Here is a 16006-nt window from a genome sequence, read left to right as displayed (position 1 = left end):
ACACTTAGAGAAACTTATAGATAAATTAGTTTAAGTTTCGTTACATATTGTTGTGTTACGACACGACTAACGAAGAGCTGCTCCGGTTAGAAGCAGCTCTTGTCGCTCAAGGAAGGAGTTAAGCCAGCTGGAAAGGATACAGCGAGCCTAATTGCAGCAGTTGCGTCAGTTCATCCAACGCCGTGCGGCATTCAGTCAGCAGCTGCGGATCAGCCAGGTCCTGCTGGGAGATACGGTCACGGTAGTGCTTGTCTACCCAGGCATTAAGAGTGTCGAACAGTTCCTCCGACATCATCACCTGGGGGTGCACCGCCGCCAGCTCCGCTTCATTCAACGCCACACGCAAGCGTAAACATGCGGGGCCGCCGCCGTTTTTCATGCTTTGCTTCAGATCGAAAACTTCGACGCGCTTGATGGGGCCGCCGCGAGTAACCAGATCATCCAGATAGGCTTTGACGTTGGGATTGTCGCGGCACTCATGAGGCACCACCAGCATCATGTCGTCGTCATTCAGACTCAACAATTGGCTATTGAACAGGTAGCTGGACACCGCGTCCGCCACGGACACTTCGCTGTCGGAAACCTTGACGGCCTTCAGCAGACAGCCTTGCAGTTTCGCTTCCAGCTCGGTCAGCATTTGCGACGTATTCAAAAACGCCTGCTCGTGGTAGAACAGCACATTGCGGTTACCTACCGCAATAACGTCATTGTGAAACACGCCCTGATCGATGACCGCCGGGTTTTGTTGCGCGTACACCACCGACGAATCGGCCAGACCGTGCAAACGCGCCACCGCCTGACAGGCTTCCAGGGTCTGCCGCGCAGGATACTTCATCGGGCGCGGCGCGTTCTCGTCGAAAGCCACGCGTCCGTATACAAAGAGCTCCACGCCCTTGTCTTCATAATTTTTGCAGAAGCGGGTGTGGTTAGCCGCGCCTTCGTCACCGAACTGGCTGGTAGGCGGCAGCGCCTTGTGATGAGCGAAATGCTGCTCATTATTGAAAATGCCCTGCAGAATACGGGTCGTCGTCGGATGCTCGATCGAACGGTGGAACTTCGCGTTCAGGTTCGCTGCGGTGAAATGCACCCGGCCGTCGGTGGTGTCGGCGCTGGGCGAAACGGTCGCCGCGTTCGCCGTCCACATGCAGGAGGCGGAAGCGACGGCGCCCAGAAACACCGGGGCCTGATGCGCCGCTTGCAGCAGCACTTCCCGATCTGATCCGGTAAAGCCCAGACGACGCAGCGTCGCGATGTCCGGACGCTCCTGCGGCAGCAACACGCCCTGCTTGAAGCCCATGTCGTGCAGCGCCTTCATTTTGCGCAGCCCTTGCTTGGCAGCTTCCTTGGGATTGGACACATCGCGAATATTGGTTTCTGAGGCCACGTTGCCGTAGGAAAGCCCGCTATAGTTGTGAGTCGGCCCTACCAGCCCGTCAAAATTGACTTCAAATGCCTTCATCGTCTATCCGCCTCTTCTACTCGTTTAAATTCGTTGCTGTTATGCATGCCATAAAATTTATAAGGACATGCCCGGCGATAACTGCCCAGGCGCCTGCGCCTGATCCGCTTCCAGAGACGCCACCGGATACGCGCAGTAGTCCGCCGCATAGTAGGCGCTGGGACGGTGATTGCCGCTAGCTCCCACACCGCCGAACGGCGCGGCGCTGCTGGCGCCGGTCAGAGGCTTGTTCCAGTTGACGATGCCTGCGCGCACTTCCAGCCAGAAGCGGTCATACAGTTCGCGCGAGTCGCTGATCAAACCCGCCGCCAGACCAAATCCAGTCTTGTTGGCCAATTCCAGGGCATGATCGAAATCGCGGTAGCGCAATACTTGCAGCATGGGTCCGAAGTGTTCTTCGTCCGGCAGTTCCTGTACATCGGTGACGTCGATAACGCCTGGGCTCAACAGGCTCGCGTTTTCCTCCAAGCTGCGCATCTCCAGCAGCATGCGTCCGCCCTCCGCAGCCAGCTTGCTCTGCGCGGCCAGCATCTGATCCCGCGCACGCAGGGAAATCACTCCGCCCATAAAAGGCTGAGGGTCCGCGTCATAGCGTCCTACCTGCAAATTGGCCGCCGCTGCGACCAGCTCGTCCAGAAACGCCTTGCCTTCCGCCGTATCCGGAACCAGCAGACGACGCGCGCAGGTACAACGCTGGCCCGCCGAAACAAATGCCGAGAACAGCGTATGATGCACAGCGCCTTTCAAGTCATAAGGAGGAGCAATGATCAATGGGTTATTGCCGCCCATTTCCAGCGCCAGGATTTTCTCGGGGCGACCGCCGAACTGGCGGTGCAGGCTGTGTCCGGTCGGAGAACTGCCGGTAAACAGCAAACCATCTATGTCCTCGCTGGCGGCCAGGGCCACGCCGGTTTCCCGCGCGCCTTGCACCAGGTTCAACACGCCTTCCGGCAAGCCGGCTTTCGCCCAGATACGCACGGTTTCTTCCGCGAACCACGGGGTCAACTCGCTTGGCTTGAAGACGATCGTATTGCCGGCAATCAACGCGGGCACGATGTGACCGTTGGGCAAATGACCGGGGAAGTTATAGGGGCCAAAAACCGCCAACACGCCGTGGGGGCGATGTTTCAACACCGCATGTCCCGCCGCCACGTCCTGCTCGGTGACGCCGGTGCGCTCATTAAACGCCTGAACGGAAATACCCACTTTGGCGATCATGCTGGCGACTTCGGTGCGTGCCTCCCATAGAGGTTTGCTGGTCTCTTTGCCGATCACTTCAGCAAGACGTTCTTTGTCTTCTTCCAGCAACGCTGCGAAGCGCTTGACGATATCGATACGCTTGGCGACATCCAGACGTCCCCAGCTGCGAAACGCCTGACGCGCCGCCTGCACCGCCTGCGCAACCACCTCATCGGAGGCCGCCGCGCCTTTCCACAGACAATCCTGGGTCACTGGGTCCAGGGACTCGAACACTACGCCGCCGCCGGCTAACCAGCTGCCGTTTATAAATGCGCTTTCACGTACAGTCATGCATCGCTCCTCTTCGCTTTCAACGCAACCACCCGTACAGTGTCGCCTGCGCCCAATTGCAAATGATCCATCAGATCATGATTGAGGGAGACGGTGTCGGATTTGATCTGGTCGCTGTCGAGCAGTCCCACCCTGAAGTTGGAGAAGGACCGGTTGGAAATCATATAGGGTTCGGCAATCTCGTCGATGCCGGTTTTCTGTACCGGCATGACGAAGCGTTTGGCGCTGTCGCGCACGCTGCGAATGCCATGGACAAAGGACTCCACCAGCGGGCCGGCGTCAAAAATGTCCACCAGACCGTTGAAGTTGAAGCCTTCGCTTTCCAGCATGGCCAGCGCCGGTCTGGTGTGCTCATGCACCTGACCGATCACATCGCGGGCTTCCTGGCTGAAAAACGGGACGTAAATCGGATACTTGGGCATCAGTTCAGCGATAAACGCCTTATTGCCGATGCCGGACAAGTAGTCCGCCTGAGAAAATTCCAGACTGAAAAACTTGCGGCCCAGATCTTCCCAGAACGGAGATTCGCCCTGTGTGTTGGTGTAGCCGCGCATTTCCGCAAAAATTTTGTTGCTGAAACGCTCGGAGAAGTCCGCCAGAAACAGGAAGCGGCACTTCGACAACAGCTGCCCGTTAAAGCTGTTGCGATATTTTTCATGCAGGAACAACGTGCAGATTTCACTGCAGTTGGTCATATCGTTGGTGAGATACAGGGTTGGCGTCTGTTTGTGAATGCCCAGTTCTTTGGAGGCGTTCACCGTGGTGGAGACCCGATAGTTGTACCACACTTCATCCAGGCCAACCCGCGCCTTGATCGCGCTGACGCCCACAATGGTTCCGGCCTCAGTGTCCTCCAGCCCGAACATGTAATACGCATGTTCCTGCTCGATGCGCTCAGAAAAAGAGCGCTCCGATTCTTCAATTCTCTGTGACAACAGTTCGCGGTTGGCGGGCAGCGTCGTTACGCCAATGCCTGCGCTTTTCGCCAGTTCGTATACCGCATCCAAATCTTTGCTGCTAATGGGACGAATAATCATCATGTTGAAATCCTCTTGCTCCGGCCCTGTCTTATGCTTCGCTTAAAGTGTTAGTCCCGACGCCGATCACAGGGGCGCGAACTGAACGTTGTCGCCTTCCGACACCAATATCGCCTCGGCGGTGCTGCGCTTCAGACGCAGCAGATCGCCCATGCCGTCCGTCACATTGGCCAGCGTGGCGCGGAAATCTTCGAACAGGGTGTTGCACATCAGGTATTGCAGGCCGGTCTGGTTGTCCGACAGCTTGACCTGTTTGGTTTTAGTGGATTTCACGGTGGTCAGATTATCCAAATCCGCCTCCAGAGTCGGGCCGCCGTCGAAAATATCGATGTAACGGCCCATGCGGAAGCCTTCCCGATTCAGGAACTGGCAATTGTCCCTGGCCGCCGAATGCGGCTGTGCGATCGCATCCTGAGCGTCTTTGGTCAGCAGGTTCACATAAATCGGATGGGGCGGCATCATTTCCGCGATAAAGGTTTTGCTCTTGATGCCGGAGTAGTAATCCGCCGTCGCAAAGTCCATATCGAAGAAGTGGCGGCCCAGACTGTCCCAAAACGGAGAATCGCCGCTATCGCCCTGCTTGCCCTGAATCTCCACAATAATACGGGACTGGAAGCGCTCACGATGCTGTCCCATAAACAGGAAGCGTGAGCGCGACAGCAGATCGAAATACTCCGTTTTGCGATAACGGGGAGAAATAGTCAGCGAGCACAGCAGCGGAGAGCCGGTGAGCTCATGGGTCATATAAAGGATGGGAACCTTGTTGAACACCCCCAGTTGCTGCGAGGAGTGAATGAGTTCATCCAGCCGGTAGTTATAAAACGGCGCGCCGTTACCGGCGCAGGCGTCGATGCCTGATGTCCCCAGGATCTCCTTGCTTTCGGTATCCTCAAGCACGAACAGGTAGCGTTCCTTGCCCGCCATGGACTCATCGCCGGCGAAGGAGCGACAGGACTGGTCGATTTTCTCGCCCAGTTTGTCGCGGTCCGCAGGCAGGGTGGACACCTGCGCTGCGCTTTCGTTTATTAACTTCTCAATGCCGGGCAGGTCGGCGAAGCGGCTGGGGCGAAAAATCACCATTCTCATTCCCTCCAAATTAATCAGACTGACAGGTTGTACAAGTTAGTTCCCTTTAACTTTCCTTATTGCCCTTGCGCGACGCGGGCTACCGCTCTTTCAAAGCGCGCCAGTCCTTCTTTGATCTCGTCGTCGCCGATGATCAGAGAAGGCGCCAGTCTCAATACATTCGGTCCAGCGATCAACGCCAGTACGCCCTCTTCTAGCGCCGCCGTCATGAACTGCTTGGCTTTGCCCTGCCACTCGTCAGTGAGCGCCGCGCCAATCAAAAGGCCCATGCCGCGAACAGCGCTGAATATGCCATATTTCTCATTAATCGCCTTCAGGCCAGCTACCATCAGCTCATGCTTGCGCTCAACGCCTTGCAATACTTCCGGTGTGTTAACGATGTCCATGACCTTGTTCGCTACCGCGCAGCCAAGCGGGTTGCCGCCGTAGGTGCTGCCGTGAGTGCCCACTGCAAGACTCTTCGCTACTTCCGTGGTGGTCAACATGGCGCCGATAGGGAAGCCTCCGCCCATTGCTTTGGCGGTGGTCAGAATGTCCGGCGTCACGCCGTACTTCATGTACGCATACAGCGCTCCGGTGCGGCCAACGCCAGTCTGAACTTCATCAAAAATCAGCAATGCGTTGTGCTGGTCGCAAAGCTCTCTGGCGCGTTTCAGGTAGGCTTCATCCGCTGGCGTCACACCGCCCTCGCCTTGTACGGGCTCAACCACGAATGCGCAGGTGTTTTCATCAATGGCGGCTTCCAGAGCGGCGATATCATTGAAAGGCACATGTTTGATGCCGCCGGGAACCGGCTCGAAGCCTTCGCGATACTTGGCTTGACCGCCCACGCTGACGGTGAACAGCGTACGACCGTGGAAGCTGTTGTTACAGGCCACGATTTCGTGTTTATGAGGTCCGTGTTTTTCCCAGCTGTAACGACGCGCCAGTTTGAACGCGGCTTCGTTGGCTTCGCCGCCGGAGTTGGAGAAAAATACGCGATCGGCGAAAGTCATCTCTGTCAGTTTTTTAGCCAGCAGAATCGCCGGCTCGTTCGCCAGGACGTTGCTCAGGTGCCACAGTTTTTGCGCCTGTTCAGTCAACGCCGCCACCAGTTCCGGGTGAGCATGGCCCAAACCGGTTACTGCAATGCCGCCCGCCAGATCGATGTATTCCTTGCCAGCCTGATCCCAGACTCGGGAGCCGATGCCGTGAGTGGGAATAATCGGGCCCGGCGCATAGTTGGGAACCATTACCTGATCAAACATTTCTCTGGTGACTTGGCTAGAGGTCATTCATCTTCTCCATTCGGGTGAGCCGGCCAACGCTCCACAGCGTCTCCGGCGAAGTTATTTTTTACGGGCCTGTCAGGCCCAATGTCAGTTAGTTTAGGAACAAAAGAAATAGAAGGATTTCGCAAAGGCGACATGAATTTACAGATTTGCGCACCCCGACGCAGGCCGCCATACGTAATTAAGGCAATTTCAATGGGCTATAGCGTATTGATTCGCCAGAGAATAATACTGTCGCGCGACAGTCCCCGTCTCGCTTAGTATAGAAAGGCTTTCTATAAAGGGTGTGAATAACCATGAAAAATACGCTCGCCAAGATCAAGGACGTAAAAAATCGACATAAAGAACGCCGCACGCCTCTGGGACTGGAGTTCGCTATCGCCGACAGCATCAACTTTCTCAATGCGGCGGACTGGGACCGCGTCGCCGCCTCCGCATCCGTATTTCTGCAACGGGATTATGTACAGGCGCTGGAACTCAACGCGCCGGACAACGTCTCTCCCCGCTACGGCCTGATATACAAAGATCGCTCTCCAATCGGCGTGGTCAGCTGCCAGATCGCCGATGTGTCCGGCGACCGAATGATGAAAAGCGAAAAGCCTGACAACGCCAAAGCCAAACTGAGTCAAAAATACCAGGAGCGCATTTTGGTCTGCGGCAATCTGGTGTCCTGCGGCCTCCATGGCGTCGCCTTCGCCGAGGGCGTCGATGCGGAGCTGGGGTGGCGCGCCCTGGCTGAGCTGCTGTACCGCATCCGTCGGGGAGAAAAACTGGGCGGCTCTATCGACTTTGTCATGCTGAAGGACTTCAACAGCGACATGCTGCCGCAGTCTGACATCCTTAAGCGGTACAGTTACCGATCCATTCAGACTGACCCGGAAATGGTGTTGACGCTGGAGCCGGGAACCCGGACCTTCGAAGATTACCTGCAAAGCCTGACCGGCAAGTACCGCAAGCGCATTACCGCCATCATCAAGAAACTGCAGGACGCTGGCGTGGAAACGCAGACCCTGGACAGCATCAGCGATGAACAGGATGCCGCGCTGCACGCCCTCTACCTGCAGGTGGAGAACCGCGCCGCCGCCCGTCTGGCGACATTGCCCAAGGGGTATTTCAAAGCGCTGTCGGATTCGCTGGGAGACCGTTTCGCCTGCACCACGTTGTCAATGGATGGTCGGATTGTGGGCTTCGTCACTTCGGTTAAAGACCGCGATACATCCATGGCCTACTACGTGGGCATGGATTACGAGATCAATGCCGACCTGCCCCTGTATTTCCGGCTACTGCAGCTTTCTATCGAGCATGGCTGCCAGTTTGGCTGCAGCAAAGTGTCCCTGGGCAGAACCGCGCTGGAGCCCAAGGCCAATCTCGGCGCCACACCCGTGGATTGCCATCTGTGGATGCGGCATCGCGCCGCGGCGGTCAACTATGTGGTGCGCAAACTGTTTCGCGCCATCCCTCATGCAGAAGCTCCCACTCGCAATGCATTGAAGACCGTCGAGCAGTAACGTCTATTGTTCGCCGGCGGCCATCAAGGCTGACCGGCTCTCTCTTCACTCGGCGTCAGCCCATACAGATTTCGATATGCAGTAGAAAAATGCGCGCCGGAGGAAAAGCCTGTTTTCAAGCCAATTTCGGTAATGCTCAAGGCGGAAGAGCAAAGCATGTCCCGCGCCTTTTCCAGACGAATCTGCAAGTAGTAACGGGAAGGCACGGAGTCCAGGTAGCGCTTGAACAGACGCTCAAGCTGACGTCGGGAGATCTCCAGGTGTTTGGCGATATCGTCCGTGGTTAACGGCTCTTCGATATTGTTCTCCATCAGTTGCACCGCATCGCAGAGCGCCGGCGCTTCTCTTTTCGCCACGAGGTCGGGACGTTTGCGCCCAGTGGTTTTGGCGCCGCCAAGACGCTCCCGCATGATCGCTTGAGAAGCCATTTCCGCCAACTCGACCCCGTGATGACGCCCAATCATAAACAGCGCCATGTCCAGCGCAGCGGTGCCGCCGCGACAGGTCCAGATATTGGCGTCAACGGAAAACACATCCTGGGACAAAAAGCAGGCTTGCGCCTGCGCTGAAAAAGCGTCTGGAATCTGTAAAGAAGCTTTTTTTCCGCGCAACAGCCCCAGTTCCAGCAGCAAAGCCGCGCCGTTAGCCACCCCTCCCAGCCAGGACAGGCCTTTGCCGTGCGTGGAGAGCCATTCTTTTTCCAGAAGCGGCGTTTTATAAAGCCCTACTGAACCACAGACGACCAGCGCGTCCAGGCCGGCGGCATGAGCCAGAGACCGGTCCACGGACACCGCCACGCCGTCTCCCGACGTCACCACCGGCTCCGCTCCCAGCCGCACGAGTCGATACTTGCGCTCATCCAGAAGCTCATTACATACCCGCAACGGCTCCACCAGGCTGGCGTAAGACAGCATGGAAAATCCCGGCAGTAACAGTACGCCCAGTTTGCAGCTCAAAACCGATTCCTCACACCCGACAGCCCGCCGCCGGGCGGAGCTGAGAATTTCTGCTATAAATAAGAGTAATAATAGATTAAGCGGCTGCGACAAAACCATCTAAAGACCGCCTCGGCGATGCCGGGATGGAAAGGTCGCGTCCAGCGGTTGCGGAGCTTATCCTATTCGTCCGCGAAGTATAACTCCCGCCGCCAGTTGAACTAAATTCAAATACGGAAGCGACATGGCTCATATCTTCAGCCGGGTAACCCGACGCATTACCATTTTCCATCGCGCATTAATGATGAGCGCCGTGTTCGCCATCATTCTTACTTGCGCACTGGTTTACTTGCTGGGGGCGGTGCATGACATGCTGAGCACCATCGAAGGCCAGCGCAGTATGGTGGAGCAGCAGAACACCGCCGTCGCCAAGCAGAATCAGCTGGTCAGTCAGCAACAACACCTCAATGCGCTGCTGGCGGAGAGCCAAACCGCCTTCGCCCAGTATTCCGAGTACCTGTATTGGCGTCTGGACTCCGCCACCACCGCTGAAGAGCGCTCAATCAGCCAGGGCGACCAGGCGGAGAAAAACCTGCGCGACACCTTAGATAAAATCGCTGGAACCGATGAGGAAATGGCGGATGTCGCGGATGTCGTACTGATGTATCTGGATGACTTCAACAAATCCATCGCAGAAGCTGTCGATCGCACCCGTAACAATGACTCCCGCCAGCGCGTCAGCGCGATGATCGGCGAAGCCCGCACCGCCAGCATGGCCATGAGCTCCACCTTCAAAATCATACTGGAAGAAGCCGCCAAAGCCGCGGCGGCAGCCAATGAAGGAGTTGGGCAAGCGGCGCAGGAAGTGTCCGTCGCCGCCAATCAGGTCTTGGAAGCGAACGATTCTGTCGCCGCCAGCGGCCGCAGTCTGCAGCAGGAAGTGCTGTTTATCCTTGTGGTGTCAGTAACGGTTTCCCTGCTGGTGGGCTTCTTGTTATCCCGCTCCATCACCCAGCCCATTCACCGTCTGCGTCGGGTAATTACGGAGATTGAGGACACCAACGATCTCACCAAACGAGTGGATTACAGCCGTCAGGATGAAATTGGCGCTATCGCCCAGGCGTTTAACGCCATGATGGATAAATTCTCAGTCATCGTGGGTGATTTGGCGAAGACCACGGACGAACTTTCCGCCTCCTCAGAACAAAGCGCTCGCATTAGCGCGCAAACCAAAGAGTCCGCCGAGCAACTGAGTCACGAAACCGATCAGGTGGCGACGGCGTCCAACGAAATGACAGCGACCGTCAAAGGCATCAATGAAAATACGGATAACGCCGCCAATATCGCCCTGGAAGCCCGCAAAGCCTGCGAATCCGGTAAAACCTCGGTGGACGGCGCCACCACACGCATCAATGAGCTGACCCAGGCGATCAATGAAACGTCAGACTCGGTCAGCCAGCTCGCCAAGGAAAGCGAGTCCATTGGCGCCGTCCTCGACGTGATTCGCGGCATCGCTGAACAGACCAACCTGCTGGCGTTAAACGCCGCCATAGAGGCCGCCCGCGCCGGGGATCAGGGGCGCGGCTTCGCCGTAGTGGCCGATGAAGTGCGTACGCTCGCGCAACGCACCGGCAACTCCACTGATGAGATACAAAAAATGATCGAACAGCTCCGCGCCGGGGTGAACAAAGCCGTCACCCGAATGGAGCAAAGCTGCAAGCGCGCGGAAGGCACGGTTTCTCAAGCGAGCCAGGCCGCCGAATCCATTGATAAGACGCTCTCCGCGGTCACCTCCATGCATGACGCCAATCAATATGTGGCGCAGGCCACTTATGAACAGCGCGAAGCGGCGGAAAGTATTGATCGCAGCATCGTAAACATCAGTGAGCTGTCGCAGACTCTGCATACCGCTGCGGAGGAAAACTTCCAGTCCAGCGACAACCTGAAGCAAATGGTGACCCGGCTTAGACAGCTAGTCGTGCAGTTCAGGTACTGAACAAGAAGTATGGCGACGCTTGCAGAAAGCCATGTCCTTATGGCGTTCGCACATAGCGAGAGCGGTCAATGCGTCGACTGGGACGAGTGACTAGTGCAGCGTCCCCAGTCTCTCTCTTTTGTAGCGCACCCACTCGCCATCCACGCATTTGTAGTAGAACGCCATCATGTATGTGCTAACCGGCATTTGAATGCGAATGATATCTCCGTCAGACGAAACCTGCATAATCAAGCCCTCATATAACAGTGCCAGCGTTCCTGCATGTGCGGCGACGCCGGGAAGTGTTTAAACATACAGTACTGTAACTATATACAGCATTTTTAATTCTGTCTACACTTTGTTCAACCCATGTCTTGTTGGCATCCCCTTTCGCTTTGGGTAAGGTACTGACGCCCGCTCGGAGCAATCCGGCTTACCGATGGATAAGGTCTCAATACATCATGAAGAAAAAAATACTGACTGGACTGCTGATCACCCTGATCATCGCAGTTCTTTCGTTTTTCGCCCTGGTTCCGCCACTAGTGGATAACGCCAGCAATCAGCTCACGAGTTCACCGCCGCAGCCGGCGACGGATAAAGTCAAAAGCCTGCACCAGTCTCTGTTCATCGCCGACCTGCACTCAGATTCACTGCTTTGGGGGCGCAACCTGTCCAAAGGCTATCAGCGCGGTCACATGGACCTGCCGCGGCTGCGGGAGGGAGGCATGGCGTTGCAGGCGTTTTCGGTGGTGACCAAAGTTCCCTTCGGCCTGAACATCCAGAAAAATACAGGCGATAGCGACATGATATTCTGGCTGGGACTGTCGCAGGCCTGGTCGCCCAGCGCATTACAGAGCCTTTTGAGTCGCGCCGAGCGTCAGGCGGGGATGCTTCGCGACCTCGCCGACTCGCCCGCCAACAAATTCACACTCATTCTGAACCGCAAGAATCTACAGGATTTCATTGCGCAGCGAAAAACCGACAAGGACGCCCTCGCCGGCTGGCTCACCTTAGAGGGCGCGCAAGCGGTGGAAGGCGACCTGAACAATCTGGATGCCCTGTATGCGGCGGGTTTCCGTATGATCGCCCCAACCCATTTTTTCGACACAGAGCTGTCCGGCTCCGCTCATGGGGTCAACAAAGGGGGTCTGACGACCTTAGGAAAACAATGGGTCAAAGCCATGGAAAGCAAGTCCATGATCATTGATCTGGCCCACGCTTCCGCCAAAACCATATCCGACGTGCTCGCCATGGCCAAGCGCCCCGTTATCGTGTCGCACACGGGCGTCAAAGGAACCTGCAACAACAACCGCAACTTGTCCGACGCTCAGCTAAAAGCCATTGCCGCTAACGGTGGTATCGTCGGCATCGGCTTCTGGTCGACGGCGGTCTGCGGACGCGATGCGGCGTCCATCGCCCGCGCGATCAAATACACGGTCAATCTGATTGGCGTGGAACACGTGGCGATGGGGTCAGATTTCGATGGCGCCGTGGCGACGCCTTTCGACGTCACCCGACTGGATGGCTTAACTGAAGCACTGATGAAAGCGGGGCTGAACGAACGTCAGATTCGCAGAATCATGGGCGAGAATATCCGCGACTTCCTGCTAAAGAACCTGCCGTCCGCCTGATCTTGCCAACCTCAGGGCGCCGCCACCGGCGCCCGTTTAAGGCGATACAACTGCCGGTCGTGAACCCGCCCAAGGGTCACTAAAGCAGTGATAGCGCCCACCAGGGCGTAACACATGTCTGACTGGGTATCCCACTCGTAGCCCTGGGTGCCCAGGAAGGCGACGGAGGAGTCTCCACTGGCCACCGCCACCCACCATTCAATCAGCTCATAGAAGGCGCTGATCGCCAGGGCGATGCAGACAATAAAGAAGTTCATCCATCCACGCCCTTTCACAACCCGCAGACGTAGCAGAATTTCCCGGGCCACCATCGCAGGAATAAAGCCCTGGGCGAAATGGCCAACCTTATCGTAGTTGTTTCTCCCCCACCCCATGATTTCTCCGATGCGGTCGAACAGAGGCACTTCCGCGTAGGTATAGTGCCCGCCCACCATAAGAATGACCGAGTGGATCAAGATCAGCCAATACAACAGGGGCGTCAGCGGAAATCGCTTGTAGGTGGACGCCAGAATGAAGGCGGCGATCACCGCCGGCGCCACTTCCAGCATCCAGGTAAACCGATCTTTCGGCCATAGTCCCGACCAGACCAGCACGCCCAAGAAGATGAGAATCCAAACTACGCCGGCTCCAACGCCGCCCCGGCCATGCCCCATATGATTGATCCTTAGCAGTTATAAATGCGGATCAACAACATAACGCATTCTGCGGCGGGATTCGATCCCCAGGGGGATTATCCCGCCTCCCTGACTTCCGACGCCGACTGCGCAGGTTGCGGCCCCTGCTTCAGCAGACGCCCCAGCTTGTAGCCTTCTTTGCCCAACATGGCGAAGCTGGTCATGACGCCTCCCATCAATGCGCCGCCTACTCCAGCGGTGACTATATCCGCACCGGTCAGATAGAAGTTTTTGATGGGGGTCACCGGGTGCAGCCAGTCCTGCTGGAAGCGTTCAACGGTATGATCCACCCCGTAAATTTCTCCCCCCATGTTCATCTGGAACCACTGCGTCGACAGCGGCGTGGATAGCTCGTAAAAGTCCAGCGCTGACTCCAACTGCGGCAGGCGCTTATACAGTTCATCGAGCATCCGATGAGAAAACTGCTCCTTCAGCTCCAGATAGTCTTCACCACGCTTGTTCCACTGCGATCCCGCCCATTTATCAAACCATTGGTTGTTGACGGGTACGATGATCTCCACGGTGGAACGGTCCGGATAGCGCGCATTCCAGGTGGGGTCTTTCGCTGAAGGAAAGGACACATAGGTGACAGGAAAAGGCGCGGATGGATCGTCCATAAAGCGGGCGACGTTACCGTCATGGTCATCAGAGGGATAAATCCAGAAGTTGCTCCGCGGCATACCTAAACTTTCCGGGGAACCGCGAAATCCTGCATAGAGACACAGGTGAGACGCTGATAGCGCCAGTCCCTCCAACTTTTTCAACAAGTCGCCTTTCGCCGCTGCGGACTCTGGCAACAGATGCTTGATCGTGGGAATGACGCCCGCGTCGCTGACCACGGCGTCCGCCTGCAGCTCATCGCCATTGCTCAAACGCACGCCGTAAGCGCGATTAGAGCGCACCAGGACTTCCGCCACTTGCGCGTAGGTAAACACTTCCCCACCGCTGCGGCGAATAACTGGAATAATTTCTTCAGCAATGCGCCAGGAACCGCCCACAGGATAATTGCCCCCCGTGATGTAGTGCTTCGCAACCATGGCGTGCATCATAAAAGACGACGTCGTGGGCGGCAGGCCGTAATCGCCCCACTGCGCCGTCAACACAGAGATCAGACGCTGATTTTGCGTCAGGCCTTCCAGTACTTCACGGGTGGTCTTGAAAAAGTAATCCGGCAGCAGAAAACGGCGGGCCTTGTGATAAGCCCAAGCAGCGATTTTGGGTAACGCCTGTCCGGCGAAAAATTTGGGGATGCGTCGACTTACCGAGTACAGCAAATCGACATAGCGACGAATGGCGTCTTCCTCGCCGGGAAAGCGTCGCGCCATTTCGTTGATGAAAGGTTCTTTGCCGGCGATGAAGTCGTAATTGTCTTCGCCAATGAAAATACGATCGTAGCAGGGGTCCATCTCCGCCCACTCTATCTTACCGTCGCTGATCAGATCGAACACCCGGCGGATCATCGACCAGGGCTTATGCACTTCGCCAATATAGTGCACCCCGACATCCCATTCATAGCCGTTGCGTTCGTAGCTATGGGTATAACCGCCCGCGGTGTAGTGCTGTTCCAGCACACAGACTTTCTTGCCGATCAGGGACAACAACGCGGCGTTGCATAATCCGCCAACGCCCGATCCGATGATGATCACGTCATAGTGATCGTCCGCTCGATTCTTACGGTAACGCTTTCCCGTTCTGACCATATTCTCCAGCCTCCTTCCTGATTATTGTTTTAATGCGACGTCGCCAGTCCAATGCATCATACTGCTCCCACCCGGAAGTGTGAACTGTCAACATTTCTTTTTTAGGCCTACGCCGCATTTACAAAACCAATCGCCTGTTGCTAGGGTCTGTTGTAATTTTACCCCGTTTCAATGTCGGAGACGCCTATGTGCGAGATATACGCCAACACCGATCCACAGTTATATGAAGCGCATTCGAAGTCAGTGCGCCTGCGTGGGTTTGTCACCAGCGTGCGACTGGAGCAGCGCTTTTGGACGCTATTGGAGGAAATTGCGGGTTCTGAGGGCATGTCGACCACTCAGTTCATGGCGAAGCTGTATGACGAAGTCGTAGAGAAGAGAGGCGAAGTCGGTAACTTCGCCTCTTTATTGCGCGTGGTTTGCGCGACCTATCTGGAAAGGAAGTACAGCGCGGGGCTTATAGCAGTTTGACGAACTGCGCCAGCCATGCCGGATGAGCAGGCCACGCTGGCGCTGTAACAAACTGGCCGTCCGTCACGGATTGATCCACCGCGATGTCGGCATAGTGAGCCCCCGCCAGTTGCACTTCCGGCGCGCATGCCGGATAAGCGGAAATCTTTTTCCCTTCGATAACCTTGGCCGCCGCCAGAATCTGCGCGCCATGGCAGATCGCCGCAATGGGCTTGCCTTGCTGGGTGAATTCCTGCACCAGACTGATCACTCTCTCTTTCAGGCGCAGGTACTCGGGAGCGCGCCCGCCCGGCAGCAACAGTGCATCAAACTGCTCGGAGCGCACGTCGGCGAAAGTGGCGTTGAGAGTAAAATTATGTCCGGGTTTCTCCGTGTAGGTCTGATGCCCTTCAAAGTCGTGAATCGCCGTGGCGACGCTGTCGCCCTGCTTCTTGTCCGGACACACCGCCGCCACTTCGTAGCCCATCGCCTGCAGCGCCTGGAACGGCACCATCAGCTCGTAATCTTCAGCAAAGTCGCCAGTAATGATCAGTATTTTTTTAGTCATACCTCTGTCTCCTTGTCGTCTAAGGTTGCGGACATCGCTCGCCTGTCAAAACACCCGGCCGCCAGGCCGGAAGTCATTCAGCAGACTACCAGTCTAGGCTCCTTTTTCCGGCATGGGGTAGTAGTGGGTTACTACAGAGACCCATCGGCGCCAAAAAGCATTCGGGTTAACAAATAAAAGGA

14 protein-coding genes are annotated in these 16006 nt (G+C 56.4%); 4 read left to right on the top strand and 10 right to left on the bottom strand.

The window, feature by feature from the left end; genetic code table 11:
* Positions 1-118: 118 nt before the first annotated feature.
* The 5 genes from astB to KP814_RS19140 form a co-directional block, all read right to left on the bottom strand.
* Positions 119-1459: an N-succinylarginine dihydrolase gene (gene astB, locus KP814_RS19160; RefSeq protein ID WP_216738270.1), complete on the bottom strand. Its 1341-nt coding sequence runs from the start codon at positions 1457-1459 to the stop codon at positions 119-121.
* 57 nt (positions 1460-1516) lie between these two features.
* Positions 1517-2989, bottom strand: a complete 1473-nt coding sequence (gene astD, locus KP814_RS19155) for a succinylglutamate-semialdehyde dehydrogenase (protein WP_216738269.1) — start codon at positions 2987-2989, stop codon at positions 1517-1519.
* A complete protein-coding gene (astA, locus tag KP814_RS19150; protein ID WP_216738268.1) occupies positions 2986-4029 on the bottom strand; it encodes an arginine N-succinyltransferase in 1044 nt (347 codons plus the stop codon). Before astA ends, astD begins: the two co-directional genes overlap by 4 nt.
* A 63-nt stretch (positions 4030-4092) precedes the next feature.
* Positions 4093-5106, bottom strand: a complete 1014-nt coding sequence (gene aruF / locus KP814_RS19145; RefSeq protein WP_216738267.1) for an arginine/ornithine succinyltransferase subunit alpha — start codon at positions 5104-5106, stop codon at positions 4093-4095.
* Between the two features lie 62 nt (positions 5107-5168).
* Positions 5169-6386: an aspartate aminotransferase family protein gene (locus KP814_RS19140; protein ID WP_216738266.1), complete on the bottom strand. Its 1218-nt coding sequence runs from the start codon at positions 6384-6386 to the stop codon at positions 5169-5171.
* A 293-nt stretch (positions 6387-6679) separates the two neighbouring features.
* Here KP814_RS19140 and KP814_RS19135 point away from each other — a divergent pair, with 293 nt between their 5' ends.
* Positions 6680-7891, top strand: a complete 1212-nt coding sequence (locus tag KP814_RS19135) for a GNAT family N-acetyltransferase (RefSeq protein WP_216738265.1) — start codon at positions 6680-6682, stop codon at positions 7889-7891.
* 23 nt (positions 7892-7914) lie between these two features.
* On the opposite strand, the gene KP814_RS19130 is transcribed toward KP814_RS19135, so the two are convergent.
* Complete coding sequence (locus KP814_RS19130; protein WP_253938482.1) at positions 7915-8847, bottom strand: GlxA family transcriptional regulator; 933 nt, start codon at positions 8845-8847, stop codon at positions 7915-7917.
* A 223-nt stretch (positions 8848-9070) separates the two neighbouring features.
* On the opposite strand from KP814_RS19130, the gene KP814_RS19125 reads away from it, so the two are divergent.
* Positions 9071-10822: a methyl-accepting chemotaxis protein gene (locus tag KP814_RS19125; protein ID WP_216738263.1), complete on the top strand. Its 1752-nt coding sequence runs from the start codon at positions 9071-9073 to the stop codon at positions 10820-10822.
* A 90-nt stretch (positions 10823-10912) separates the two neighbouring features.
* Here the strand turns inward: KP814_RS19125 and KP814_RS33160 are convergent, their stop codons facing one another.
* Complete coding sequence (locus tag KP814_RS33160) at positions 10913-11047, bottom strand: hypothetical protein (RefSeq protein ID WP_255509291.1); 135 nt, start codon at positions 11045-11047, stop codon at positions 10913-10915.
* A gap of 215 nt (positions 11048-11262) precedes the next feature.
* Here KP814_RS33160 and KP814_RS19120 point away from each other — a divergent pair, with 215 nt between their 5' ends.
* Complete coding sequence (locus tag KP814_RS19120) at positions 11263-12432, top strand: dipeptidase (protein WP_216738262.1); 1170 nt, start codon at positions 11263-11265, stop codon at positions 12430-12432.
* An 11-nt stretch (positions 12433-12443) separates the two neighbouring features.
* On the opposite strand, the gene KP814_RS19115 is transcribed toward KP814_RS19120, so the two are convergent.
* Together KP814_RS19115 and KP814_RS19110 are read right to left on the bottom strand one after the other, a co-directional pair.
* The gene (locus tag KP814_RS19115) at positions 12444-13085 is read right to left on the bottom strand and encodes a DUF2238 domain-containing protein (RefSeq protein WP_127972581.1); all 642 of its coding nucleotides are present in this window, start codon (positions 13083-13085) and stop codon (positions 12444-12446) included.
* Between the two features lie 77 nt (positions 13086-13162).
* The gene (locus KP814_RS19110; protein ID WP_216738261.1) at positions 13163-14806 is read right to left on the bottom strand and encodes an NAD(P)/FAD-dependent oxidoreductase; all 1644 of its coding nucleotides are present in this window, start codon (positions 14804-14806) and stop codon (positions 13163-13165) included.
* Positions 14807-14992: 186 nt separating this feature from the next.
* Between KP814_RS19110 and KP814_RS19105 the strand changes: the two genes are divergently transcribed.
* Complete coding sequence (locus KP814_RS19105) at positions 14993-15277, top strand: ribbon-helix-helix domain-containing protein (protein ID WP_216738260.1); 285 nt, start codon at positions 14993-14995, stop codon at positions 15275-15277.
* Here the strand turns inward: KP814_RS19105 and KP814_RS19100 are convergent.
* Positions 15264-15824 (bottom strand): DJ-1/PfpI family protein, encoded by a 561-nt coding sequence (locus tag KP814_RS19100; protein ID WP_216738259.1) that lies wholly within the window; start codon positions 15822-15824, stop codon positions 15264-15266. The two genes, KP814_RS19105 and KP814_RS19100, sit on opposite strands and share 14 nt — an antisense overlap.
* Between the last annotated feature and the right edge of the window lie 182 nt (positions 15825-16006).

This window comes from Hahella sp. HN01, from assembly GCF_018986435.1.
Taxonomy (GTDB): domain Bacteria; phylum Pseudomonadota; class Gammaproteobacteria; order Pseudomonadales; family Oleiphilaceae; genus Hahella.
Note: the sequence above shows the minus strand (reverse complement) of the source record. Positions and strands in the feature narration are given on the sequence as shown.

Excerpts from the sequence above, each read along its gene's own strand:
- aruF (WP_216738267.1), bottom strand. The coding sequence starts at position 5,106 with ATGGTGATTTTTCGCCCCAGCCGCTTCGCCGACCTGCCCGGCATTGAG.
- KP814_RS19135 (WP_216738265.1), top strand. The coding sequence starts at position 6,680 with ATGAAAAATACGCTCGCCAAGATCAAGGACGTAAAAAATCGACATAAA.
- KP814_RS33160 (WP_255509291.1), bottom strand. The coding sequence starts at position 11,047 with ATGCAGGTTTCGTCTGACGGAGATATCATTCGCATTCAAATGCCGGTT.
- KP814_RS19100 (WP_216738259.1), bottom strand. The coding sequence starts at position 15,824 with ATGACTAAAAAAATACTGATCATTACTGGCGACTTTGCTGAAGATTAC.
- KP814_RS19110 (WP_216738261.1), bottom strand. The coding sequence starts at position 14,806 with ATGGTCAGAACGGGAAAGCGTTACCGTAAGAATCGAGCGGACGATCAC.
- astB (WP_216738270.1), bottom strand. The coding sequence starts at position 1,459 with ATGAAGGCATTTGAAGTCAATTTTGACGGGCTGGTAGGGCCGACTCAC.
- KP814_RS19115 (WP_127972581.1), bottom strand. The coding sequence starts at position 13,085 with ATGGGGCATGGCCGGGGCGGCGTTGGAGCCGGCGTAGTTTGGATTCTC.
- astD (WP_216738269.1), bottom strand. The coding sequence starts at position 2,989 with ATGACTGTACGTGAAAGCGCATTTATAAACGGCAGCTGGTTAGCCGGC.
- KP814_RS19120 (WP_216738262.1), top strand. The coding sequence starts at position 11,263 with ATGAAGAAAAAAATACTGACTGGACTGCTGATCACCCTGATCATCGCA.
- KP814_RS19125 (WP_216738263.1), top strand. The coding sequence starts at position 9,071 with ATGGCTCATATCTTCAGCCGGGTAACCCGACGCATTACCATTTTCCAT.
- astA (WP_216738268.1), bottom strand. The coding sequence starts at position 4,029 with ATGATGATTATTCGTCCCATTAGCAGCAAAGATTTGGATGCGGTATAC.
- KP814_RS19140 (WP_216738266.1), bottom strand. The coding sequence starts at position 6,386 with ATGACCTCTAGCCAAGTCACCAGAGAAATGTTTGATCAGGTAATGGTT.
- KP814_RS19105 (WP_216738260.1), top strand. The coding sequence starts at position 14,993 with ATGTGCGAGATATACGCCAACACCGATCCACAGTTATATGAAGCGCAT.